At 64.0% G+C, this 22,752-nt stretch carries 22 protein-coding genes; 16 read left to right on the top strand and 6 right to left on the bottom strand.

Features of this window, described 5'->3' with window-relative positions; translation table 11 throughout:
* Positions 1-91: 91 nt before the first annotated feature.
* Genes FXB40_RS14505 through FXB40_RS14485 form a run of 5 tightly spaced genes read left to right on the top strand, consistent with a single transcriptional unit; the run spans position 92 to position 5,453 of the window.
* Positions 92-1,117: a TRAP transporter substrate-binding protein gene (locus FXB40_RS14505; protein WP_187436880.1), complete on the top strand. Its 1,026-nt coding sequence runs from the start codon at positions 92-94 to the stop codon at positions 1,115-1,117.
* A 27-nt stretch (positions 1,118-1,144) separates the two neighbouring features.
* Positions 1,145-1,699: a TRAP transporter small permease gene (locus tag FXB40_RS14500; RefSeq protein WP_148772861.1), complete on the top strand. Its 555-nt coding sequence runs from the start codon at positions 1,145-1,147 to the stop codon at positions 1,697-1,699.
* A 12-nt stretch (positions 1,700-1,711) separates the two neighbouring features.
* Complete coding sequence (locus FXB40_RS14495; RefSeq protein WP_148772860.1) at positions 1,712-3,001, top strand: TRAP transporter large permease; 1,290 nt, start codon at positions 1,712-1,714, stop codon at positions 2,999-3,001.
* 30 nt (positions 3,002-3,031) lie between these two features.
* Positions 3,032-4,198: an acyl-CoA dehydrogenase family protein gene (locus FXB40_RS14490; RefSeq protein WP_148772859.1), complete on the top strand. Its 1,167-nt coding sequence runs from the start codon at positions 3,032-3,034 to the stop codon at positions 4,196-4,198.
* A gap of 7 nt (positions 4,199-4,205) precedes the next feature.
* Entirely contained in the window at positions 4,206-5,453 is a 1,248-nt protein-coding gene (locus FXB40_RS14485; protein ID WP_148772858.1) for an acetyl-CoA hydrolase/transferase family protein, read from the top strand.
* Position 5,454: 1 nt separating this feature from the next.
* Here FXB40_RS14485 and FXB40_RS14480 read toward each other — a convergent pair whose 3' ends face one another.
* The 3 genes from FXB40_RS14480 to FXB40_RS14470 all read right to left on the bottom strand — a co-directional run bounded on the left by FXB40_RS14480 (position 5,455) and on the right by FXB40_RS14470 (position 9,500).
* A complete protein-coding gene (locus FXB40_RS14480) occupies positions 5,455-5,991 on the bottom strand; it encodes a hypothetical protein (RefSeq protein ID WP_148772857.1) in 537 nt (178 codons plus the stop codon).
* Between the two features lie 13 nt (positions 5,992-6,004).
* Positions 6,005-7,324: a hypothetical protein gene (locus tag FXB40_RS14475; protein WP_148772856.1), complete on the bottom strand. Its 1,320-nt coding sequence runs from the start codon at positions 7,322-7,324 to the stop codon at positions 6,005-6,007.
* Positions 7,325-7,391: 67 nt separating this feature from the next.
* A complete protein-coding gene (locus FXB40_RS14470) occupies positions 7,392-9,500 on the bottom strand; it encodes a hypothetical protein (RefSeq protein ID WP_347339763.1) in 2,109 nt (702 codons plus the stop codon).
* 819 nt (positions 9,501-10,319) lie between these two features.
* Here FXB40_RS14470 and FXB40_RS14460 point away from each other — a divergent pair.
* Positions 10,320-11,018, top strand: coding sequence for an RNA polymerase sigma factor (locus FXB40_RS14460; protein WP_148772854.1), 699 nt, complete (start codon positions 10,320-10,322; stop codon positions 11,016-11,018).
* A 141-nt stretch (positions 11,019-11,159) separates the two neighbouring features.
* A complete protein-coding gene (locus FXB40_RS14455) occupies positions 11,160-11,984 on the top strand; it encodes a flagellin (RefSeq protein ID WP_148772853.1) in 825 nt (274 codons plus the stop codon).
* On the opposite strand, the gene FXB40_RS49155 is transcribed toward FXB40_RS14455, so the two are convergent.
* Positions 11,981-12,172: a hypothetical protein gene (locus FXB40_RS49155; RefSeq protein WP_246207606.1), complete on the bottom strand. Its 192-nt coding sequence runs from the start codon at positions 12,170-12,172 to the stop codon at positions 11,981-11,983. The genes FXB40_RS14455 and FXB40_RS49155 overlap by 4 nt on opposite strands.
* On the opposite strand from FXB40_RS49155, the gene fliD reads away from it, so the two are divergent.
* The 9 genes from fliD to FXB40_RS14410 all read left to right on the top strand — a co-directional run bounded on the left by fliD (position 12,120) and on the right by FXB40_RS14410 (position 20,350).
* A complete protein-coding gene (fliD, locus tag FXB40_RS14450; protein ID WP_430647293.1) occupies positions 12,120-13,754 on the top strand; it encodes a flagellar filament capping protein FliD in 1,635 nt (544 codons plus the stop codon). The genes FXB40_RS49155 and fliD overlap by 53 nt on opposite strands.
* Positions 13,754-14,182, top strand: a complete 429-nt coding sequence (locus FXB40_RS14445; RefSeq protein ID WP_187436879.1) for a flagellar export chaperone FliS — start codon at positions 13,754-13,756, stop codon at positions 14,180-14,182. Before fliD ends, FXB40_RS14445 begins: the two co-directional genes overlap by 1 nt.
* Positions 14,183-14,364: 182 nt before the next feature.
* Positions 14,365-14,637, top strand: a complete 273-nt coding sequence (locus tag FXB40_RS14440) for a hypothetical protein (protein WP_148772850.1) — start codon at positions 14,365-14,367, stop codon at positions 14,635-14,637.
* A gap of 260 nt (positions 14,638-14,897) precedes the next feature.
* Positions 14,898-15,566: a flagellar hook assembly protein FlgD gene (locus tag FXB40_RS14435; protein WP_148772849.1), complete on the top strand. Its 669-nt coding sequence runs from the start codon at positions 14,898-14,900 to the stop codon at positions 15,564-15,566.
* Between the two features lie 31 nt (positions 15,567-15,597).
* Positions 15,598-16,878 (top strand): flagellar hook protein FlgE, encoded by a 1,281-nt coding sequence (gene flgE, locus FXB40_RS14430; RefSeq protein ID WP_148772848.1) that lies wholly within the window; start codon positions 15,598-15,600, stop codon positions 16,876-16,878.
* Between the two features lie 3 nt (positions 16,879-16,881).
* On the top strand, positions 16,882-17,142 hold the full coding sequence (locus FXB40_RS14425; protein WP_148772847.1) for a hypothetical protein: 261 nt from the start codon (positions 16,882-16,884) through the stop codon (positions 17,140-17,142).
* Positions 17,143-17,151: 9 nt separating this feature from the next.
* Positions 17,152-17,625, top strand: a complete 474-nt coding sequence (locus FXB40_RS14420; RefSeq protein WP_187436878.1) for a flagellar protein FlgN — start codon at positions 17,152-17,154, stop codon at positions 17,623-17,625.
* An 18-nt stretch (positions 17,626-17,643) separates the two neighbouring features.
* Entirely contained in the window at positions 17,644-19,419 is a 1,776-nt protein-coding gene (gene flgK / locus FXB40_RS14415) for a flagellar hook-associated protein FlgK (RefSeq protein ID WP_148772845.1), read from the top strand.
* Positions 19,420-19,438: 19 nt separating this feature from the next.
* Positions 19,439-20,350: a flagellin gene (locus tag FXB40_RS14410; protein ID WP_148772844.1), complete on the top strand. Its 912-nt coding sequence runs from the start codon at positions 19,439-19,441 to the stop codon at positions 20,348-20,350.
* A gap of 7 nt (positions 20,351-20,357) precedes the next feature.
* On the opposite strand, the gene FXB40_RS14405 is transcribed toward FXB40_RS14410, so the two are convergent.
* Positions 20,358-21,929 carry an AMP-binding protein gene (locus FXB40_RS14405; RefSeq protein ID WP_148772843.1) on the bottom strand — a complete coding sequence of 524 codons (1,572 nt, stop codon included), beginning with the start codon at positions 21,927-21,929 and terminating at the stop codon, positions 20,358-20,360.
* A 33-nt stretch (positions 21,930-21,962) separates the two neighbouring features.
* Positions 21,963-22,598 (bottom strand): uracil phosphoribosyltransferase, encoded by a 636-nt coding sequence (gene upp / locus FXB40_RS14400; protein ID WP_148772842.1) that lies wholly within the window; start codon positions 22,596-22,598, stop codon positions 21,963-21,965.
* Between the last annotated feature and the right edge of the window lie 154 nt (positions 22,599-22,752).

Here is a 22,752-nt window from a genome sequence, read left to right as displayed (position 1 = left end):
TTTTCCTCAAGAAAGAAATGGAGCGAGGGGCCGAACGGCTTGGCAGCAAGCAGCTGCCGCCTTCGGCTTGGGACGCGTCAGGGAGAATGAAATGAAGAGGAATCTGGTCCGGGCTGCAGCCGTGCTCGCTTTGTCGCTGCCGGTCTCGACACTGTCGGCGCAGGCGCTCGAGCTGAAGGTCGCCGACAGCTTCCCCGCCGGCCACTATCTCGTCCGCCTGATGCTCAAGCCCTGGATGGACGACGTCACCAAGCGCACCAACGGCGCGGTGACCTTCACCTATTATCCAAACCAGCAGATCGGCAAAGCCGCCGACATGCTGCGGCTGACGCAGTCGGGCGTGGTCGACATCGGCTACATCGGACCGTCCTATGTTTCCGACAAGATGCCGCTGTCGGAAGTCGCGCAATTGCCGGGTGCGTTTGCGACCAGCTGCCAGGGCACGCTCGCCTATTGGAAGACCGCGCGCGAAGGCGTGCTGGCCAGCCGCGAATACGCGCCCAACAAGATCAAGCTGCTGATGGCCGTGGTGCTGCCGCCCTACCAGGTGTGGACGGTCAAGTCGAAGGTCGAAACGACGAAGGACATGCAGGGCCTGAAGCTGCGTACCACCGGCGGCGCGCAGGATCTCACGCTGCGCGCGCTCAACGCCGTGCCGGTGCGCATGGCCGCGCCCGATGCTTATGAGTCGCTGTCGCGCGGCACGATGGACGGGCTGCTGTTCCCGCTGGACAGCGTCGTGGCCTATGGCCTCGACAAGCTGGTCAAGCACGCCACCGAAGGCGTCAGCTTCGGCAGCTTCATCGTCGCCTATTCCATCAACCAGTCGGTCTGGGACAAGCTGCCTGACGACGTGAAGACCGCGATGAACGAGGCTTCCGAAGCGATCACGCCGAAGGCTTGCGCCGACGTCGACAAGGAAGGCGAAGTGACCAAGAAGCACATGCAGGACGAAGGCGTCACCTTCGATCCGCTGCCGGAGGCGACGCGCGCCGAGATGAAGGACAAGCTCAGGGGTGTCGGTCATGAATGGGCGGCTGGCCTCGACAGCCGTGGCAAGCAGGCCTCTGCTGCGCTGAAGGAATTCGAAGATCTGCTGGCTGCCGCCAGCAAGTAATCCGAAAATCGAAGAGGGAGGCGCGAAGTGATCGAACGGGCAGGGCATGTGCTCGGCGCGCTGGAGCGCGCGCTGACGATGATCGCGGTAGCGTTCATGTTCGTGATCATGGTGCTGGTCGTGACCGACGTGTTCATGCGCTATGCGCTGAACAGCCCATTCTCCTTCACCTATGACCTGATCGGGCTCTATCTGCTCGCAGGCGTGTTCTTCTTCACGCTGTCGGATGCCTTGCGCGAGCACGTCCATGTCGGCGTCGACATCCTGTTGTCGCGCTTCTCGCCGGCGGGGCGGCGGCTGTCCGAGATCGTCACCGCGCTCGCAGGCCTGTTCGTATTCGTCCTGATCTGCAAGGTCGGGTTCGAGCGCGCGCTGGAGAATTACGAGCAGCATGACGTCCTCTCAGGCGCCATTCCGTGGCCGACCTGGATTTCGGCGGCGCTGGTGCCGTTCGGCTGCGGCGTGCTGGTGCTGCGGCTGGCGCTCCAGCTGGTCGGCAATGTGCTGAGCCTCGTCAGCGGCCGCGACCTCTATCCGCTGCCGCCGGTGACCGGCGTCGGCGAAGCGCGCGGCTTCGAGTAACGGCGGATATCCATGACACCTCTCATCGTTCTCGCTTTGCTGTTCGGCCTGCTTGCGCTCGGCACGCCCGTCGGTTTTGCCATGGCCTTTTCCGGCTCGGTCGGTCTTGTCATGGTCGGCGGCTTCCCGACCCTGTTCGGCATCCTGGAGACCGCGCCGCTCTCGACCGTCTCGTCCTACGAGCTGATCACCATTCCGATGTTCCTGCTGATGGCGGACCTCGTGCTGCTCTCGGGCGTTGCGGATGATCTGTTCAAGACAGCCTCGGCCTGGGTCGGGCGCGTTCCCGGTGGGCTCGGCATGGCCACCGCGTTGGCCGGCGCCGGCTTCGGCGCGATCTGCGGCACCTCGACGGCGTCGGCCGCGACGCTGTCCTCGACCAGCCTGCCGGCGATGATCCGTCAGGGGTACGAGCCGAAGATGGCCGCGGGCGTCGTCGCGATCTCCGGCACGCTGGCGATGCTGCTGCCGACCAGTGTCGCGCTCGTCATCTTCGGCCTGCTGGCTGAAGTGAACATAGGCAAGCTGCTGATCAGCGGCATCGTCCCGGCGATCCTGGTGACGTTCACCATCATGGCCACGATCTATTTCCTGGTCTGGCAGGATCCCTCGCGCGCGCCGACCGCGAAATCGGTGCCGTGGCGGGAAAAATTCGCGCTGCTATGGCAGGTCTCGCCGATGGTGGTGCTGTTCTCGATCGTCACAGGCACGATCTATCTCGGCGTTGCCACGCCGACGGAAGCTTCCGCCTTCGGCGCGTTCGGCGCCTTCCTGCTTGCGATCGTCAAGGGCAAGATCACGCCGACCTCGCTCTACAAGACGCTGTTGCGCGCCAGCCACGGCACTTGCATGATCATCATGATCCTGGTCGGTGCCTCGATCTTCGGCTATTTCTTCACGCTCACGCACGTCACGCAGGACCTCGTCGCCTGGGTCGGCTCGCTTCCGGCCTCGCGCTGGGTCATCATCACGCTAATCCTGTGCGGCTACATCGTGCTCGGCTCGTTCATGGACCAGATCGCGATCCTGGTGCTGACCGTTCCGATCGTGCTGCCACTGATCAAGACGCTCGGCTTCGATCCGATCTGGTTCGGCGTCATCAAGATTGTCACCGCCGAGGTCGGCATGATCACGCCGCCGGTCGGGCTGAACTGCTTTATCGTCGCCCGCTACGCCAAACGGCCGGTCGCGGAGGTGTTCCACGGCACCTTCCCGCACTTCATCGCCCATCTGATTGCCATCGCGATTCTGGTGGCGTTTCCGTCTATCATCCTCTGGCTGCCCTCGCAGATGGGGCGCTAGGCACAACGAGCCTCCACAAAGGAGACCATCATGGATTTCGCGCTCACCGATCAGCAGGAAGCCATTCGCGATGCCATCGCAAAGGTCTGCGAAGGCTTTCCCGATGCCTATTGGCTGAAGAAGGATCACGACGGCGGCTTCCCGCACGACTTCCACAAGGCAATGGCCGATGCCGGCTGGCTCGGCATCTGCGTGCCGGAGGAATATGGCGGTTCGGGGCTCGGCATCACCGAAGCCGCGATCATGATGCGCGCGATCTCGGAATCCGGCGCCGGCATGTCCGGCGCCTCCGCGGTGCATATCAACGTGTTCGGGCTCAATCCCGTGGTCGTGTTCGGCACCGAGGAGCAGCGCAAGCGTATGCTGCCGCCGATGGTCGAGGGCCGCGAGAAGGCGTGCTTCGCTGTCACCGAGCCCAACACCGGCCTCAACACCACGCAGCTCAAGACCCGCGCGTTGGCCAAGAACGACCGCTACATCGTCAACGGCCAGAAGGTGTGGATCTCCACCGCGCAGGTCGCTCACAAGATCCTGCTGCTGGCGCGCACCACGCCGCTGGAGGAAGTGCGTTCGCCGACGCATGGGCTCAGCCTGTTCTATACGGACTTCGACCGCAAGAAGATCAAGGTCCACGAGATCGAGAAGATGGGCCGCAAGGTCGTCGATTCCAATGAATTGTTCTTCGAGGACTTTGAAATCCCGATGGAGGATCGCATCGGCGAAGAGGGCAAGGGATTTCAGTACATTCTCGAAGGCATGAACCCCGAGCGGATCCTGATCGCGGCGGAAGCGGTGGGCCTCGGCAAGGTCGCGCTGGCGCGCGCCAGCGAATATGCCAAGACGCGGGTCGTGTTCAATCGCCCGATCGGCAAGAACCAGGGCATCCAGCACCCGCTCGCGGTGAACTGGGTGGAGCTCGAGGCAGCCTGGCTGATGGTGATGTCGGCGGCCTGGCAGTACGATAAGGGCATGCCCTGTGGCGCTGCTGCGAATGCGGCAAAATATCTCGCGGGCGAAGCCGGATACCACGCCTGCGAGCAGTCGGTGATGACCCATGGCGGCTTCGGCTATGCCAAGGAGTTCCACGTCGAGCGTTACATGCGCGAGAGCCTGATCCCGCGCATCGCCCCGGTCAGTCCGCAACTTGCGCTCAGTTTTATTGCGGAAAAGGTGCTCGGACTGGCGAAGTCGTATTGAGGCGGCAGTGCCGGGAGACACTGCGCCAATCGACTTCTCCGGCCTGATCCGCGAGGGCGATCTCGTGGTGTGCGGCCAGGCGACGGCGGAGCCGGTCACCCTGACTGAAGCGTTGATGGCCCAGTCTGAGCATCTGCCGGCATTCCGCATGATGGTCGGCCCGATCTTCTCGGAGACGTTCTCGGCGGCCTGCGCGCCCCACGTCTCGTTCCAGAGCTATGGCGTGATCGGCAATGCGCGGCGGCTCGCCAAGGCTGGACGGCTCGACATGATCCCGAGCAACTACAGCGCCTTCTGTGCCGACTTCGCCTCGCGCTGCCATCAGGCCGATGTCGTCCTGGTGCAGCTCGCGGAGTCCGGGGGGCGGCTCAGCGCCAGTCTCTCAAACGATTACGTCATCGATGCCGCGCGCGGCGCGCGTCTCGTCATCGCCGAAATCAATCCTGATGCGCCCTTCACGTTTGGTGCGGAATGGCCGGGCGACGTGCCGATCCACATCCGGGTAGCGGCCCGACGTCCGCCGGTTGAATTGCCTTCACCCCCGCTAGATGACGTATCGCAGCGCATTGCCGCACATGCCGCGGGCCTGATCGCCGACGGCAGCACGCTTCAGTTTGGCGTCGGCCGTGTTCCTGACGCGATCCTTTCCTCACTCTCGCATGCCCGCAATCTCGGCATCCATTCCGGCCTGATCAACGATGCCGTGGTCGACCTGATTGAGCGCGGCGCGGTCACGAATGCGGAGAAGGGGATCGATGCGGGGATCACGGTCACCAACCAGGTGATCGGCACGAAGCGGCTCTATCGTTTCGTGCACGAGAACAAGGCGGTCGCAGTGCGGCCGACGTCCTACACGCACGGTCAGGGCGTGCTGGCGCGGATCAACCGGCTGGTCGCGATCAATTCGGCGCTTCAGGTCGGGCTCGACGGCAGCGTGAATTCCGAGACGCTGAACGGCGTTGCGATCGGGGCGATCGGCGGCCAGCTTGATTTCGTGCGTGGGGCCAATGCGTCTCCCGGCGGACGGGCGATCATCGCACTGCCGGCGACGGCATCGGATGGCACCGGCCGGATCGTGGCCCATGTCGAGACGGTGACGACGCCCCGCGCCGATGTCGATGCGATCGTCACCGAATGGGGCATCGCCGCGTTACGCGGCTGCGGTCTGGCCGAGCGCGCGCGGCGGATGATCGCAATCGCGGCACCGGAGCACCGCGATGTATTGGCGGAGCAGCTCCGCGGCCGTCCGCGCTAGCTCAGTTCATCATGGTCAGCGTCGGCCGCTGGCTCTCGACAGATCCGATGATCCCGGGAAGATCCGTCACCTCGCCCGCGATCATGATCGACATCCGCCAGAACAAATGGGCCAGGCGGGTGAACACCAGCCGCTCGCGTTCGGCGGCGGCGGTTCCGTCCGGGACTGTCACGGTTTCCAGGCCCACCACCTTCTTGAAATCCGGCCAGATCATCATCGACTGTGCGATCACGGAGTAGCAGCTCGGATTCTCGTCGGTCTCGTCGGGCGCCGGCGGCAACCCAGGATATTGCGTCGCCGCGGCGTAGAATTTGTAGGCGCCGTACCCGAGCTGCAGCAGAAATTTTTCGGGGACCGCGACGTCAGCGGCAAAGGACACCAGACGTGCCTCGCTCAAAATCTCTGGATCGATGGCGCTGAGATCCTGGGCGCGCAGCGCGGAGACGAACGCGAGCTCGCGATTGTGTTCGCGCAGCAGGTTGGCCAGCGGCTGTTGCTGTTGCACGGTGTCGGTGAGGAGGATGATGGTCTTGAGCATCGCGTGATGTCCCTCAGGGGAAGAGATGGCGGGCGGTCATGACGGCGTCGTCGGCTGCGCAGTGCGCAAAGAAATCGTTGGCGATGCGCTGTCCCGGCGCGATCTCCAGGATGCGGTAACGCGCCAGCGCCGCCGCATCGCGCGCCGCGCCGACATCGTCCTGCCAGGCGCAAAGCGACAGTTCGAGGCGGCCATAACCACCGCAATCGGCGGCATAGGCGCCAGTCACGGCTTCGACGGTGGCAGCAACCGCGGCGGCGTCGCTGGCCGAGATATCGCGCAGGATCACGGCGATGCCCTTGCCGGCTTCGGCCTTCGACGTCATGACCATGAAGGCATCGCGCGCACCGGTGCGGCCGGCGCGGCGGGCGGTGCGCACGAGGCCTGCGAAGGCGGAATCGGGCCCGAGCTCCAGCGTCGTCGTCTGCTGGTTATGCAGAACAGTGGCGCGCATCGCGCCGAGATCGCCCGCGAGCGCGTGATAAGATCGCGGCAGCCACACCGTGTCGAGCGGCATCTGCGACGAGGTCAGGCTCCAGGCCTGGTCGAGCAGATAGCCCTCCCAGATCGCAGGGTACGACGCGGCGAGATGCTGCCAGGTGCGCAGCAGCATCTCCGCAGCCCTGGTGCGGCCGAGATAGAGCGTGCGGGCCGACATCTCCCAGCGATTCCATTTGTGGAGTGCGACGTCGCAGCCGAGGAAGGACGGCAGTAGCGGCGCCTCACGGAGCACGGCGCCGGCTTCGACGAACAGCAGCGGCTCGCGATATTTGTTCCACATCCGCAGCATGAACTCGGCCTTCTCGAAGCAGAGCAGGCGGTCGCTGAACTGGGTGTCGATCGGCTCGATATGACAGGCGAGATCGAATCGTTCGAGCGAGTGCCGGAGCGCGAAGGCGGAGGTCGCGTCGCCGCCGCGCGGGTAACAGGAGACGATCCGCGGGCGGGCGGTGGCTGCATCGGCGGCGCTGAGGAATTTCGACCATCCGATGCCGCCCCACCACATCTCGTGCGGGCCGTCCGCGCCGCGGGGGCCGACGGTGCCGAACTCGGTCAGCTTGGACTTCAGGAAGTCGAAGCCGGGATTCTCGCTGGTCGGAATGACGACGGCGCAGCCGGGATTGAGCGAGCGGTAGAACAGCTCCGCGGCAGCGCCGCTCGGCGGCTCCTTGAGGATGAGAACGCCGCTGCGCCGGCCCCCGGCAAGGTCGTCCAGCGTCGGCGCGCCATATTGGCCGGTCAACCAGTCCAGGCGATCGCGCTGAGCCCGGCCGAGGCGAATGCCGCCGGATTGCAGGAGATCATCAAGGTTTGCGTGCGTCCCGTCCGTCAATTTCGTGCCCCTCGCATCGCCACTCAGCCCTTGGACTTGAACGGCCGGGGCGGCACGATCAGGCGAACTATTTGGAGCTGGAGCCGAGCGGGGTGATCGCAATCGAATAGATCGCGATGTTGTGCGTCATCGGGGCGACCGGGATCAGCAGGCAGGCATCGTCGGTCTCGGTGCGATAATGGGCACCGCTGTGCTGCACACCGGCTGAAATGAGGCTTTCGGCGGCGATACCGGCCACATCCTGGCTCTCGGCGGCGTCGCGAATGTCGTCGACTGATTGGACGGTCACGCCATGAAGGACACCTTCTGCGGCGAATTTCGGCAGCGGCAGCGCGATCATGGTGATGGCCATGGTGCGCGAAAGGGGAATGCGCAGGCGCAACTCGCCGAGACCAGTGCGGTAGAGGGTCACTGTGTCCAGCGTGGCTGCGGCATTGGCGCCGAACAGGCCGATCTGGACCTGTCCGCAAGGCCTCTCTTCGAAGACGTCGGCCGGCAGACGGTTGGCCCCGAACAGCGCGTAGAGATAGGCGTTCGACGGCGACAGTCGGGCAAAGCTGCCAGCGAGCCACATCGGCGGGGCGGCCGACGCGCAGGCGGCAGAAAAGCCGCGGGCGGTGATCTGCCGGCGGACGAAGTCGCTGTCGATCATCGGTGCCAGCGCGTGCGTGCCGAGGTTGACGTCGTGCTTCAATCCGCCGAGCAGCGCCAGCTCGTCCTCGTCCGGCAACAGCAGGAACCGCGCCAGTGTCGCCGTGCACCAGCGCGCAGCGACATCAGGCGCGGCATAAGGGTCGAGACAGAAGTCGAGCGCGACGTCCTCGGCGCTCTCCGCAAAGGCGACGCTGCCTGCCTGGATCTCCGCGGCGCGCGCGATCTGGCTGGCGGGGCGCGGATTGATCTCGCGCAGCACCTGCTCGCCGTCATAGTCCCGGACCGAGCCATCGGCGGAGCAGCAGATCTGCTCCAGCAGTGCGATGTTGCGGATCAGCATGCGCTTGATATGCGGCGTTACCACAAGGTCCGAAATGAAGCCTGCCGCGCTGTCCTCGTCGGCGATATCGTCGAAGGCATCGTCGAGCGAGATCAGATAGGCGCCGTGAAGACGTATCTTGATGCCCTCCATGTCGAACACGCGGCGCAGCGCCTTCTGCACGCTCCCAGAATAACCGAGATCGGCGAGCACCAGATGGGTACATTCGTCGAAGCCGGGGATCGTGTGGCGCAGATAGGCAAGCAATCGCGCGCGCAGGGCTGCGGCGAGATCGACGATCTCACTGGCGTCCATCAATTCCGGCAGAGCTTCGGCGAGATCTTCGCCGGGAGCAATTCCGTCAGGATAAACCGCGAAGAACGCGGCGACCGCTGGCGGCTGGATCTTGATCATGTCGCGGAAGGTCGGTGCGTCGATCTTCAACACCTTGCTGAGAAGGTCGATCAGCGGCTGCATGGTATCGGCCGAGGCGATCAGGCTGACGCGCCGGTTGATCTCGAGATAGGCCGATGTGGCGCCGTGCAACTCCTGCCAGATCCGGTGCGGCAAAAAACCGTCGCGGCCGAGGAAGGCGAGGGCGACTTTTCGGCCGGGGCCGGCAACCTCCTGGCAGCGCCGGGCGATGAAGGCATCGAAGGCCGTCATCACCGGGCCGAGTACGGTCATGCCGAGATGAAAGGCGGGAGATTTCTCGGCGTTGCGCGCGGCGACCATGCGCCGCAGGGTCCGCGCGCCATGATCGAGCCGCGCCGGCGCGCCGGCGCACAACAGCTCGAGCAGCGCGGTCTCGCGCTGGAATTTCGAGGCCAATTGCGGCGTCGCCTGCGGATAATAGCGCGGGCGAATGCCGTGGCGCTTCGCACCCCTGATATCGGCCTTGTCGTTGTCACCGACGTGAAAGGAGGCGTTCGCGTCGATACCCTGCTCGGACAGGTATTTTGCGAAAAGCGCCTCGCTCTTGCCGCTGCCGTGGTCGCAGGAGGCGTAGAGGAAGTCCCATGTCAGCCCGGGGCGGCATGCGCGCAGCAATCGCGCCAGCCGGTCGGAATCCCAGTAGGTATCGGAGATGAACCCGACGCGATGATCGGCACGCTTCATGTCGAGATATTGCCGAAGCATGTCCGGGTTGGCGCGACAGAGCTCGAGTTCGGCCGCGAACTCTGATTCGACGAGATCGTTCAAGTGGTGGCGCGTGAGGCCGAACAGCTTGAATGGAAAACAGGAATAGATTTCATCGATGCGAACTTCGCTGCCGCCGCGCCTCTCTTTCGCGGTCCTCCGCGCACGTGCTTCGGCCTGGATGCGATGCTGAACGAAACTCGCGGAAACATTCGGACAAGTCTGTGAAATACCGGAAAGCTCGTAACTCCTTTCAAATACGCCATCCGGCGTCGTGCAGGCGCGCAACAGAAATGTATCGAAAACATCGAATGACCAAGCAGAAACAATTTGAGCGCGGCGCTTCGCACCGGCCGTTGCGATCGTCATGTGCAGATTCCCCGCCAATCAGATCAATTAACGCGCACGTTCACCATGTCAGGCGCCACAAGCGCGAAAAAAATTCACGCGCGATTCAAAAACGCATTCGTCACGACTGACAGATTCAAAAAAATCGCTAGGTTCGAAAAAGGTGATTCGGAAAAAATTGCCGAGTGCGGAAGTCGTCTCGCGTTCATTCATACTCGGAAACAATCGCTTCTTGATGCGCAAGGCGCGTGTCGCGTTTGATCACCTAGTGCTGCGTAATGTCAGCGTTTTCTCTCAACGACATCTGTTCAGGATGGATGATCCGCCATGGCGCGAGACGATGTGATGATTGCGGGATTGACGCGCGAGAGCAGCGCGCGCTCGGCAATTCTTGCCCGATACTCGGCAAAAGATACCGGCTAACATCTTGAAAAATAACAAAAATTCTCCGCCTGGATTGTTTTGGCCCTGCGTTCAACGCCTGGAAGCCGTGTGGCATGTGCGTCGCCGGCATTGCGGGTTGGAGATTGCGGGATGAGTTACGCTGCTGATGTCTGGGCTCCCGCCGAGGCCGAGATCACGACGACGCTGCCGGCTGAAGAGATCGTGCCCATGATGCCGTCGGTGCCGCTGGCGCCCGACAGCACGCCGGTCGCCACCGACTTCGTCTTCGACGAGGACAGCGAACTTCTCGACAAGCTTGCCGCCGGCGACGAGGTCGCGTTCCGCATGCTGGTCGAGCGTCACATCGATCGCGCCTATGCGATCGCGCTGCGCATCGTCGGCAACGCCGCGGACGCCGAGGACGTGGTGCAGGACACCATGCTCAAGATCTGGAGCCATCGCGGGCGCTGGCAGCACGGCCGCGCCAAGTTCTCGACCTGGCTCTACCGCGTCATCTCCAATCGCTGCATCGATCTGCGCCGCAAGCCGCGCAACGAGAATGTCGAGACCGTGCCGGAGGTCGCCGACGGCCAGCCTGGCGCCGTCGAGATCATCGAGCGCAACGAGCTGAACGGCATGCTGGAGCTCGCGATGCAGCGCCTGCCCGAGCAGCAGCGCATTGCGGTGATCTTCTCGTACCACGAGAACATGAGCAACGGCGAGATCGCCCAGGTGATGGACACCACGGTGGCGGCAGTGGAGTCCCTGCTCAAGCGTGGACGCCAGCAGCTGCGTCAGTTGCTGCGCAAGCACGAATGCGACATCCGCACCGCGTTTACCGATTGCTAATCATAAAATTTCCTCTGCGAAAATTTTCGCGCCTGATCTCCGTGCGCTCCACCGTTTGAGCGAACGGACGGGGCTGCGGTCTGCGCCGTCAATCGTCTTCAACGATGCGGCACGCCATGCCCATCAGCACAGGAGTTTCCAATGCCCGCAATTTCCACCAATACCGCGGCGAACTCTGCGGTCCGCTACCTCAACATCAATTCCGCGCAGGAGAGCAGTGCGCTCGCGAAGCTGTCGAGCGGGTCGCGCATCACCTCGGCCTCCGACGATGCCGCTGGCCTCGCGATCTCGACCCGCATCTCGTCGGACGTCACCACGCTGCAGCAGGCCGCGACCAACGCCTCGCAGGCGACCGCGATCCTGCAGACCGCTGATGGTGGCGCCTCCAACATCTCGGACATCCTGGCGCGCATGAAGTCGCTGGCCTCCGAGTCGGCTTCGGGCACCACGACCGACTCCAGCCGCGCCTACATCAACTCGGAATTCACGCAGCTCACGAGCGAAATTGATTCGATCGCGAGCGGCACGCGCTATTCCAGCCAAAGCCTTCTGGATGGCTCGAGTGTGTTCTCCTCGGGCGTCTCCGTGCTGGTCGGCTCGTCTGGTTCCGACACCATCACCATCACGCTCACGAGCCTGACGTCGTCCTCGCTCGGCGTGACGTCGCTCGACGTCAGCAGCCTGTCGGATGCGGCCTCGGCGCTCGACACGCTCGATACCGCAATCGACACGGTCTCGGCCGCCCGCGCCAGCATCGGTGCGCAGGAATCGCGGTTCAACTTCTCGTCGGACTCGATCTCGACCCAGACCCAGAACCTGCAGTCGGCGAACTCGGCGATCAAGGACGTCGATATCGCGGCCGAGCAGGCCACGCTGTCCTCGGCCGAGGTGAAGACCCAGGCCGCGGTCTCGGCGGAATCCGCGGCCAACCAGATGCCGCAGTACCTGCTCAAGCTGCTCGGCTAAGCGCTTGCCTTGACGACCTCCGGGCCGGCTTGATGCCGGCCCGGTTCACCCTGGGATGGATCGGGCAGCACAGTGACGTCAGTCAGTTCGAGCACCAGCAGCACTGCAAGCACCAGCACGTCGAGCGCTTCCACAGTGACCACGACCGGCACCACCACGTCGACCAGCGTGGACTGGAGTGCGCTCATCACCGCGGCGGTGAACGCCAAGCTGACGGCAGCGACCACGATCTCGACCTCGATCACCAACAACGAAGCCAAGATCTCCGCCTACCAGACGCTCCAGACCGATCTTTCGACGCTCTCCAGCGGCCTTTCCTCGCTCGCGACGGCCGTCGTCAATTCGCTCGCGACCAACGCCTTCGCCACCCGGGCGGCGACCATCAGCTCGTCCGGCGACGTCAGCGCGTCCTCCGCGCTCTCGATGTCCGTCAGCAATGGTGCTGCGACCGGCGACCATACGCTGACCATCAGCCAGGTCGCGACCGCGCAGAAGGTGGTCGGCACCTCGCAGTCGAGCCAGACCTCGGCGCTCGGCTATTCCGGCACGTTCTCCCTTGGTCTCGGCAGCGGCAGCACGGCCGATATCACCGTCACCAGCACGATGTCGATGCAGGATGTCGTCGACGCCATCAACGCCCAGACCTCGACCACCAACGTGCAGGCCTCGATCGTCCAGGTGTCGAGCGGGTCGTACGAGATGGTGCTGTCGGGCACCGAGGATGCCACCGACATCAGCTATTCCAGCACGTCCGGCGACGACATCCTGAACAAGCTCGGCGTCACCGACAGCACCGGCGCCTTTGCCGACGTGCTGCAGACGTCGCAGGCGGCTGAATTTTCGCTCGATGGCATCTCGATGACGCGGGATACCAACGACATCACCGACGTGCTGACGGGCGTGACCTTCAACCTGCTCCAGGCGACGCCCAGCGGAACATCGCTCAGCATCAGCATCGAGCCCGACACCAGCCAGATCACGACGGCGATCGAAAGCCTCGTCACCAACTACAACACGTTCCGCGATGCGGTGATCGCGCAGCAGGCGACCGCCTCGGACGGTACGGCGGATTCGAGCGCGGTGCTGTTCGGCGACGGCACCATGCGCGACATCATGGATTCGCTCCAGAACGCGCTCAACAGCACGGTGGGTGGCCTCACCATGGCCGACCTCGGCCTGTCCTTCAACGAGAAGAACGAGCTCGAACTCGACACCTCGACGCTGTCAAATGTTCTCAGCACGAACCTGAGCGGTGTCACCACGCTGCTGTCGGCACAGACCAAGACCTCGTCGAGCCAGCTCAGCGTCGTCAACACCGGAACGTCGCCGCAATCCTTCACGCTCGACCTGACGGTGGATTCGTCCGGAAATCTCAGCTCTGCGTCGGTCGGCGGCGATTCCTCGCTGTTCACGATAAGCGGCACGACGATCCTTGGCGCTGCCGGAACGGCCTATGCGGGCATGGCCTTCACCTATTCGGGATCGACGTCGCAATCGATCACGGTGACCTCGACCTCCGGCATTGCCACGCAGCTCTATCAGCTGTCCAAGACCTATTCGTCGAGCTCGGGGTCGCTGCAGACGCTGATCACCAACCTGACCGATCGCGACACCGACCTCCAGCAGAAGGTCGACGACATCGAGAGCAACGCTTCCGCCTACCAGACCCAGCTCCAGACCCAATACGCGAATTACCAGGCCGCGATCACGAGCGCGAACAACACGCTCACCTATCTCAAGGCCTTGCTTAACTCCAGCTCGAGTAGTTGATGATGCATAATCCGATGGCGTACATGGCCAATCAGGCCTATCGGGGCGCGGCCACCAGCGTGCCGCCGCTGAAGGCGATCTCGATGCTGCTTGGCGGCGCGATCACCTTCTTCCAGAAGTCGCTGGCCGCGCAGGAAGCGCGGCGCTTCGAGGAAGGCCACGAATATCTGCTGAAGGCGACCGCGATCCTGCGCGGGCTCAGCCACAATCTCGATTTCACCAAGGGTGGGGCGGTGGCCGAGCGCCTGTTCCAGACCTACAACAGCCTGATCGTGGCGAGCCATAAGGCGTTCGGCCGGCCGCATGCGCCGCAGAGCTTTCGGCGGATCATCGCGGCGGTGACCGAGCTGCGGGAGGCCTGGGAGCATGTCGACGCGAGGGCGCGAGGCGGCAAGATCGCGCCGGCCGATTCGGCCCGCACGGGCTGAACCAAGCCAGGCCGATCTCTCGCGAGAGGGGACGGCAGCACCCGGAGCGCCGTTTCTGCCGCTTTCCGTCGTGTCTTGGGCAGTTTCCTGGGCAGTTTTGGTGCTGAACACCGCGGAAATCCGGTTTTCGACGCGCTTGCAATGCTTTATGACGGGCTCGACCGAGGCGGGATCGGCGGGCGATGGACGTCACCGAGTTTGAGGAACTGATCGACCGGCTGGGCGAGGATCTCTCCCTCTGGCCCGCCGACCGGCGCTTGCCCGCCGAAGAGCTGCTGAAGCATTCCTCCTCTGCCCAGGCCCTGCTGGAAGAGATGCGCGCCCTGCGCCAGGCGCTCGCGGCGCCTCCAGTGCGGGCGCCTGCAGGCCTCGCCGACCGTATCGCCGCCGCCGGTGCGAAGATGAAGAGCGACACCGCCGAGCCGCGCACTGAAGGCGAGACGGCGGGGAGCTGAACGGCTCTTTCCCTGACATTCCGATCCACATGACTTTTGCGCTCGCGCCGACACGCGCGAGCGGCTGCGCTGTTTCGTAAGCGCACTGTCAGCATTCCCGGACACTGCGCACGCGGCAGATTTTGCCGTGGCGAAAGCGATTTTTGCGCGGGTGAATCCGCGCCTGAATCCGCGTGCCCACGCGTTTCATCAGCACACAGATTTCAAGCGCGCTGGCCGACCTTCCTGTCGCCGGCTGCGCGAGAAAGCCGGAGTTTCTGATGACAGTTTCCGCAACGAGTTCTGCAACGACTGCGACCACGACGACGTCGTCATCGTCGAGCACCTCGTCCAGTTCGACGCTGACCTCGAGCGATTTCCTGAGCCTGCTGGTCAGCGAGCTTCAGAACCAGGACCCGCTGAATGCGACCTCGACCACCGACTTCATCAATCAGCTCACATCTTACGCCAATTTCAGTCAGCAGCAGTCGATCAACTCCAACCTGACTTCGCTCTCCAGCTCCTTCTCGAGCCTCGTGACGCTCAACTCGGTCAACTATATCGGCCACACCGTCGAGGCGAAGACAGACACGTCGACTTTGAGCAACGGCTCGGCGACGTTTGGTTATTCACTGTCCTCGGCCGCTTCCGACGTCGCGGTCACCATCAAGGACTCCTCGGGTAACACGGTCTACACCGGCACCGGGACCGGGAACGCCGGCTCCAACACTTTCACCTGGGACGGCAAGAACTCCAGCGGCACCCAGCTCACCGACGGCGGTCAGTACACCATCTCGGTGACCGCAACGGATTCCGCCGGCAACTCGGTGCTCAACTACACCACCATCTCCGGCACGGTGACGGGCATCGACACCTCCACTTCCACGCCCTCGCTGACCGTGAACGGCGTCTCCGTCAGCGCCGCCGACATCATCGGCGTCACGTCCTGATCCTACGTCCTGATCCCTCTGGAGTTTCTTCATGAGTCTCACCGGTGCACTCTCCTCGGCGATCTCCGCGCTCAGCGCGCAGAGCCAGTCCCTGTCGATGATCAGCGACAACATCGCCAATACCAGCACGACGGGGTACAAGACGACGTCGGCGATGTTCGACGATCTCGTGACCGCATCGAGCAACGCGACCTCCTATGCCTCGGGCGGCGTCACCGTCTCGGGCCGCGCCAACATCACCCAGCAGGGCCTGCTCGCCGCGACCTCCAACGCCACCGACGTCGCGATCCAGGGCTCGGGCTTCTTCGTGGTGAGCAGCGCCACGTCGGGCGGCACCACGTCCTACACGCGCAATGGAGCCTTTTCGACCGACAACGCCGGCTATCTCGAGAACAACGGCAGCTACCTGGAGGGATGGCGCACCGATTCGGACGGCAATGTCGTCGGCAATGAATCGGCAAGCAATCTCGCAGCCATCAACACCCAGGTCGCCTCGACCAGCGGCAGCGCCACCACCAAGACCACGATCGCGGCGAACCTGCCGTCGGATGCCGCGACCGGCGATACCTATACCAGCTCGATGACCGTCTACGATTCGCTCGGTGCTGCGAACTCGATGCAGATCACCTGGACCAAGACCGGGACCAACGAATGGAGCGCGAGCGTCGCCAAACCGACTTCGACGTCGGACACGACGACTGCGACTGCGACCAGCGCGACGGCCGGCACTAGCGGCACGATCGACATCGTCTTCAACACCGACGGTTCGCTGAAGAGCACCAGCCCGAGCCCTGCGACCGTCACGGTGAGCGGCTGGACCGACGGTGCCGCCGACAGTACGATTACGATGAACCTCGGCACCGCCGGAGGCACGGACGGTCTGACACAATACGCCTCGGGCGAGACGACGCCGACCGTCAACGTCACCAGCATCGACTCGGACGGCCTGTCCTACGGCAAACTGTCCAGCATCGCGATCGGCAAGAACGGGATCGTCGACGCCACCTATTCCAATGGCCAGACCATCGCGATCTACAAGATCGCGGTTGCGACCTTCGCCGATCCAACCGGGCTTTCCGCCGCCAGCGACGGCCTCTATTCCGCGACGGTGACGTCGGGGAATGCGGCATTGCAAGCGTCCGGCGAGAACGGTGCGGGCACGATCTACGGCAGCGAGCTGGAATCCTCGACCACCGATACCTCCAGCCAGTTCTCGAGCATGATCTCCGCGCAGCAGGCCTATTCGGCCGCCTCCCAGGTCATCTCCACCGTCAGCAAGATGTACGACACCCTGATCTCGGCGATGAGGTGAGCGATGCGCAGCGAGGAGGCCAAGGCCGCCGGAGAGGCGCTGTTGCGCCGGCTGCGACGCCTGGTGGCACGGGCCGCAACCGTGAAGGACAGTGACCACAAGCAGCTGCTTGCCTTGCTCGACGATCTCGAGACGACCCGCCGCGGCCTGTTGAAGGAATGCGCGGAGGTCGAGGGCGAGATGAGACAGGCGACCGTCAGGACGACCGCGATCGGCGTTTACTTGCGCAACTCGCAAGTCCATCGCGGCAAACGGCATAGTTAGAAGAAGGCGATGACCATGAGTGTCCCCCAAGCCAATAGCCAAGCCACGCGGACCAACGCCGCAAGTGGCGACGCCCGGATTAAGTCGCTGATCGGACTGATCGACGTCCTGACCGCGCTGGTGGCGGAAGAGAATGTCGAGCTCGCCAAAGGCCTGCCGGCCTCGCGCCTGAAGCAGGTCGACGAGAAAAATCGCCTCGCTGAGATCTTCGAACGATCCGTCGCGGAATGTGCGGCGGGCGGGACCACCTTGAACGTGCGGGACCGGATCCTGCGCGAGCAGCTGTTGGATCGGATCCTGAAGCTGCGCGCGGCGATGGACGAAAATCTGGTGCGCCTGCGTGCCGCGATCGAGGCCAGCAACCGCCGGATCGAGGCGGTCATGCAGGCGATCCGCGAGCAGATCGCCGCGGTGTCGCCCTATGGCGCCTCCGGCCGGGTCGCCGCGCGCGCCGTCTCCAGCGGCACCAGCCGCAGCGCCTGACGACAAGGAGAGCCCGCCGTGTCGCTCGATATCGCACGATCGATCGCCTTCAGCGGCCTGTCGTCCACGTCGGTGCAGATCAGCGTGACGTCGTCGAACATTTCGAACGCCGACACGACGGGCTATACCAAGAAGACCGCGAACCAGTCGAGCAGCGTCACCAACGGCGTCGGTACCGGCGTCACGGTGACGGGCATCACCTCGACGGTCGACAAGCTGCTGCTGAAGTCGCTGGTCAGTGCGGATTCCGATCTCGGTTCGGCCGACACGACCAATACCTATCTGACCTCGCTGGAGAAGCTCTACGGCTCGACCAGCAGCACCGACAGCTCGTCGACCGGGACCTCGCTCGCCAACAGCATCGCCTCGCTGGAATCGGCGCTGTCGTCGCTGGCAAGCACGCCCAGCAGCGCCTCGTTGCAATCCAACGTCGTCAGCGCGCTCGACGACGTCACGAGCCAGTTGCGGGAGACCTCGAGCGGAATCCAGAAGCTGCGCTCCAACGCCGACCAGGACATCTCGTCCTCGATCGACGACGTCAATACGGACCTGCAGAACATCGCGGATCTGAACGCGGAGATCAAGCAGACGGCGGCAACCGGCCAGTCGACCGCCGACCTGGAGGACCAGCGCAACACCGCGCTGCAGGACGTCGCCTCCAAGATGAACGTCAGCTACTACACGGCGTCGAATGGCGATCTCCAGATCTATACGACGACAGGGCAAGCGCTGGTCGACAGCTCCGCGCACAAGATCAGCTATACCGCCGCCGCCAATGTGTCGTCGTCGACGACCTACACCGCCGGCTCCTCGTCGAGCGGGTTCAGCGCGATCACGGTGAATGGCGTCGACATCACCTCGCAGATCACCGGCGGTGACATCGGCGCGCTCATCACGCTCCGCGACAAGACCTTGCCGGCGGCACAGTCGCAGCTCGACCAGCTCGCGACCCAGCTTGCCTCTGCGGTCAATACCGTCTCAAACAGCGCCTCCTCGGTGCCCGCACCGACCAGTCTGACAGGAACGACCAGCGTCACCAGCAGCACGGCGCCGTCCGCCACCGGCACGGTGCGTCTTGCCGTGACCGACCAGAGCGGCAATCTGGTTTCCTACAGCGATCTCGACCTGTCGTCCTACTCGACGGTCGGCGATCTCGTCACCGCCATCAATGGCATTTCCGGGATGTCGGCGTCGGTCGATGCGAACGGGCATCTCTCGATCACGGCCACCGGCTCGGGCAACGGCGTCGCCATCAATGAGATGACGAGTTCGGTCGGTAGCTCGAGCGAGGGATTTTCGGACTATTTCGGCCTCAACGACCTCGTAACCGGAACGAGCGCGTCGGATATCGCGGTCAACAGCAGCATCCTGTCCGGCACCAACGAGCTGCAGCTCGCCACGCTGGACTCCTCGGCGACCCTCACGGTCGGCAGCAGTGTGCTGACGTCGGGATCCGCGACCGTGGTTAATGCGTTCTACAGCGCATTGACGGCTTCACGGACGTTTTCATCCACCGGCGGGCTCGCCGCCACCACGGGTTCCTTTGCCGACTATGCCTCGACCATTGTGGCTGATGTCGCGAGCAAGGCCTCTCAGGCGTCCACCAATTACACCGCCAAGGAGACCGCGCAGTCGACCTATGCGAGCTCGCTGTCGTCGCAGTCGGGCGTCAACCTCGACGAGGAATCGGCCAATCTGAGCACGCTGCAAAACCAATACTCGGCAGCTTCCGCGCTGATCTCGGCTATCAACAGCATGTACTCGGCGCTTATCACCGCCGTGCAGTCGTCGTAAAGCGCGCAGGAGCAGCTCCATGGTCGCGATGCGGATTGCCACCTTCGCCCAGTCGGGCAAGATGATCGCCGACGCGATGCGCGTGGAGTCGGTCATGGCCAACGAGCAGGTCCAGGAATCTTCGGGCGTCGTCTCGACCGATTTCGGCGGTTACGGCTCGAACGCGCAGCATGTCGTCAATCTCCAGGTCTCTGTGACGCGCGCGCAGTCCTATATCGATGCGGCCACGCTGGCCGACAGCAAGGTCCAGGTGATGTATTCGGCCGTCGGCTCGATGACGGACATCGTCACGCAGCTCCGCTCCCAGCTCAGCGCGGCCTCGACCGGCAGCACGACCGAGACGAACTCGGTGATCTCCTCTGCCCAGCAGATGCTGGAACAGATGGGCTCGCTGATGAACACGCAGTATGACGGCCAGTATGTCTTTGCCGGCGGCAAGACGGACACGGCGCCGGTCGACCTCACCAGCTTTTCCTCAGGCACGGGCTCCACAACCACGGCGGATACCAGCTACTACAAGGGTGATGACGAGATTGCCTCGGTGCGCGTCGCCGCCGACAACACGGTGTCCTATGGCGTGACCGCTGACAATTCGGCGTTCGAGGAGGTGATGCGCGTGCTGAAGTTCGTGGCCAACAGCACCTCGTTGTCGTCCTCTGACATTACCAGCGCGCTCGACCTCGCCAGCACGGCGCTCGACGACACCGCGGCGGTGCAGGCAAAACTCTCCAGTTCGGCGTCCTCGATCGAGTCTGCGAGCACGCAACAGACCGACTACAAGAGCTACGCCGAAAGCCTGTCGAACGACCTCACCGGCGTCGATGTCGCCGCCATCACCGCGCAGCTCTCGACCTACCAGGCGCAGCTCACCGCCTCTTATTCGGCGATGTCCAAGATCCTCAGCATGAATCTTGCGAGCTATCTGAAATAGGCGAGGCCTATTCGGCAGCGATCCGCTCCATCGCCATGGTGCGAAGTTTTGCGCGCTGGATCTTGACGCCGTTGGCGCTGTCGGTCACAGGGAAGGCGTCCACGACATAGATCCGTGCCGGGACCTTGTAGCTGGCGAGCCGCTCGCGCAGGCGTGCCGTCAGCACCTCCTGTTGCGGCGAAGTGCCGGCCGGGATGACAAAGGCGACGCAGCGGGCGTGGCCCTTCAGATCGACCGCGACGACCTGGGCATCAGCGACGTCGGCGCAGGACTTGATCTCGTCCTCGATCTCGCCGGGCGCGACCAGGAAGCCGCCGAGCCGCATCGCATCCCCCGCGCGGGTCTCATAGACGAAAGCGCCGTCGCGCAGCCGGCCGATGTCGCCGGTGCGGAAGAAGCCATCCGCGGTGATCGCATCGCGTGTCGCCTCGGGGTTGTTGAAGTAGCCGAGGAAGCATGATGGCGCGCTGATCTCGATCTCGCCGGAGACGTCTTGCGCTGCAAGCTCGCCGGTCTCGGTGTCGCGCACGCGGACCTTCGCCTCGGGGGACATTGGCCAGCCACCGCCCTCGATGCGATCGGCGAAGGCGTCGCTGGGACGGGCGATCGAGAATAACGCCTGCACCTCGCTCGAGCCGTAGAGGCCGAATAGCGGCAGGCCGCGCGCCTCGGCCTCTGCGGCCAGCTCGCGCCAGCCGGGCTGGAACGCGGCGAAGCCGCAGACTCGGAGATGCGGGAACGGACGTTGCTCATCGGTTAGTGCAAGGATGCGGCGGAACATCTCGTCGGAGCCGAAGGCGTGCGTGATCTTGTGCTCGCTGAGGATTTGCAGCGCCGGGGCCGCCTCGAAGGCGTCGAGCACGTGAACGGTCGCGCCGGCCGCGATGAAGCCAAGCAGGCTCGTCATGCCAAAGGTGCCGCAGAACGGCAGCATCGCCAGCAGCGAGTGACGCCGCGGCGAGAGCTGGAGCGCCTTGGCAACGGAGTTGGCGTGGGTCGCGAGCGTTCGCTGCGAGTGCGCGACGAGTTTTGGTCCTTTGGTCGTGCCCGAAGTCGTGTAGAGCAGCACCGGTAGATCGACGTTATCTTGCGGCATCGGGGCGGGCGGGTATGGCTTGTCGAACGCATCAAAGCGAATGCAGGGCCATTGCGCGGGGATCGCATCCGCGCCGATGACCGCAAGCTCTTGCAGCGCGGGCACCTCGTCCTTGGCAATGTCAGCGAGAACGGAAGCGAAATCGATCGAGCGGAACGCCGCCTCGACCACCAGCAGCTTGGCGCCCGACAATTTCAGGAGATGCGCAACTTCGGCGCTGCGGTAGCGCGTATTGACGGCGGCAACCACCGCACCCAGCCGGGCGGCGGCGAACAGCAGCGCGACCCATTCGACCCGGTTGACCAGCCAGACAGCGACCACGTCGCCCTTGCCGATGCCTTGCGCCGCGAGCCAGGCCGTGGTCTGTTCGACCATCCCTGAAAATTCCGCGCGCGAGACGGGCGTGCCATCGAACACGAAGGCGGGATCGGCGGCGGTCTCCGATCCGATCAGCGATTGCAGTGAGACATCGTCGGCGTGCATGGCAACCGAAGTAGCCCGATCGCGCAAACCTGTCTACTTGGTGCCGAACATCCGGTCGCCGGCATCGCCCAGGCCCGGCACGATGTAGCCGTGATCGTTGAGACGCTCATCGATCGCGGCGGTCCAGATCGGCACGTCGGGATGCTCGCTCTGGAACTGCGCGATGCCCTCGGGCGCTGCCAGCAGGCAAACGAAGCGGATGTCGCGGGCGCCGCGGTCCTTGAGCAGGGAGGCGCCGGCACAGGCCGAATTTCCCGTCGCCAGCATCGGGTCCATCAGGATCACGGTGCGGTCGGACAGGTCCTGCGGCGCCTTGAAGTAATATTCCACGGCCTGCAATGTCTCCGGGTCGCGGTAGAGCCCGATATGGGCGATGCGGGCCGAGGGCATCAGCGCCAGCATGCCGTCGAGGAAGCCGACGCCGGCGCGCAGGATCGGCGCCAGCGTGAGCTTCTTGCCGGCGATCTTCGGCGCCAGCATCGGTGAGATCGGCGTCTCGATCTCGACCAGCTCCAGCGGCAGGTCGCGCGTCACCTCGTAGCCCAGCAGCATCCCGATCTCGTTCAGGATCTCGCGAAAGCTCTTGGTCGAGCGGTCCTTCTCCCGCATCAGGGATAGCTTGTGCTGGACCAGGGGGTGGGTGACGACGTTGACGCTGCTTGTGCTCATGAAACCGATCTACACGGTTCCACGAAACTGCGCCAGATCGGCCGGGCGTTTTCCGCAAGGAGGGGCGGCCTATCCGGGCTGCGCGACCGCCGTTCGTAGCCGGTTGCTTGCCTCGTAGGCAGCCATGATCAATTCGCGGTCGATCGCCGTAAAG

This window comes from Bradyrhizobium rifense, from assembly GCF_008123425.1.
Classification (GTDB): domain Bacteria; phylum Pseudomonadota; class Alphaproteobacteria; order Rhizobiales; family Xanthobacteraceae; genus Bradyrhizobium; species Bradyrhizobium rifense.
The sequence above is the reverse complement of the archived record's forward strand: the minus strand, read 5'-3'. Positions and strand labels throughout refer to the sequence as shown.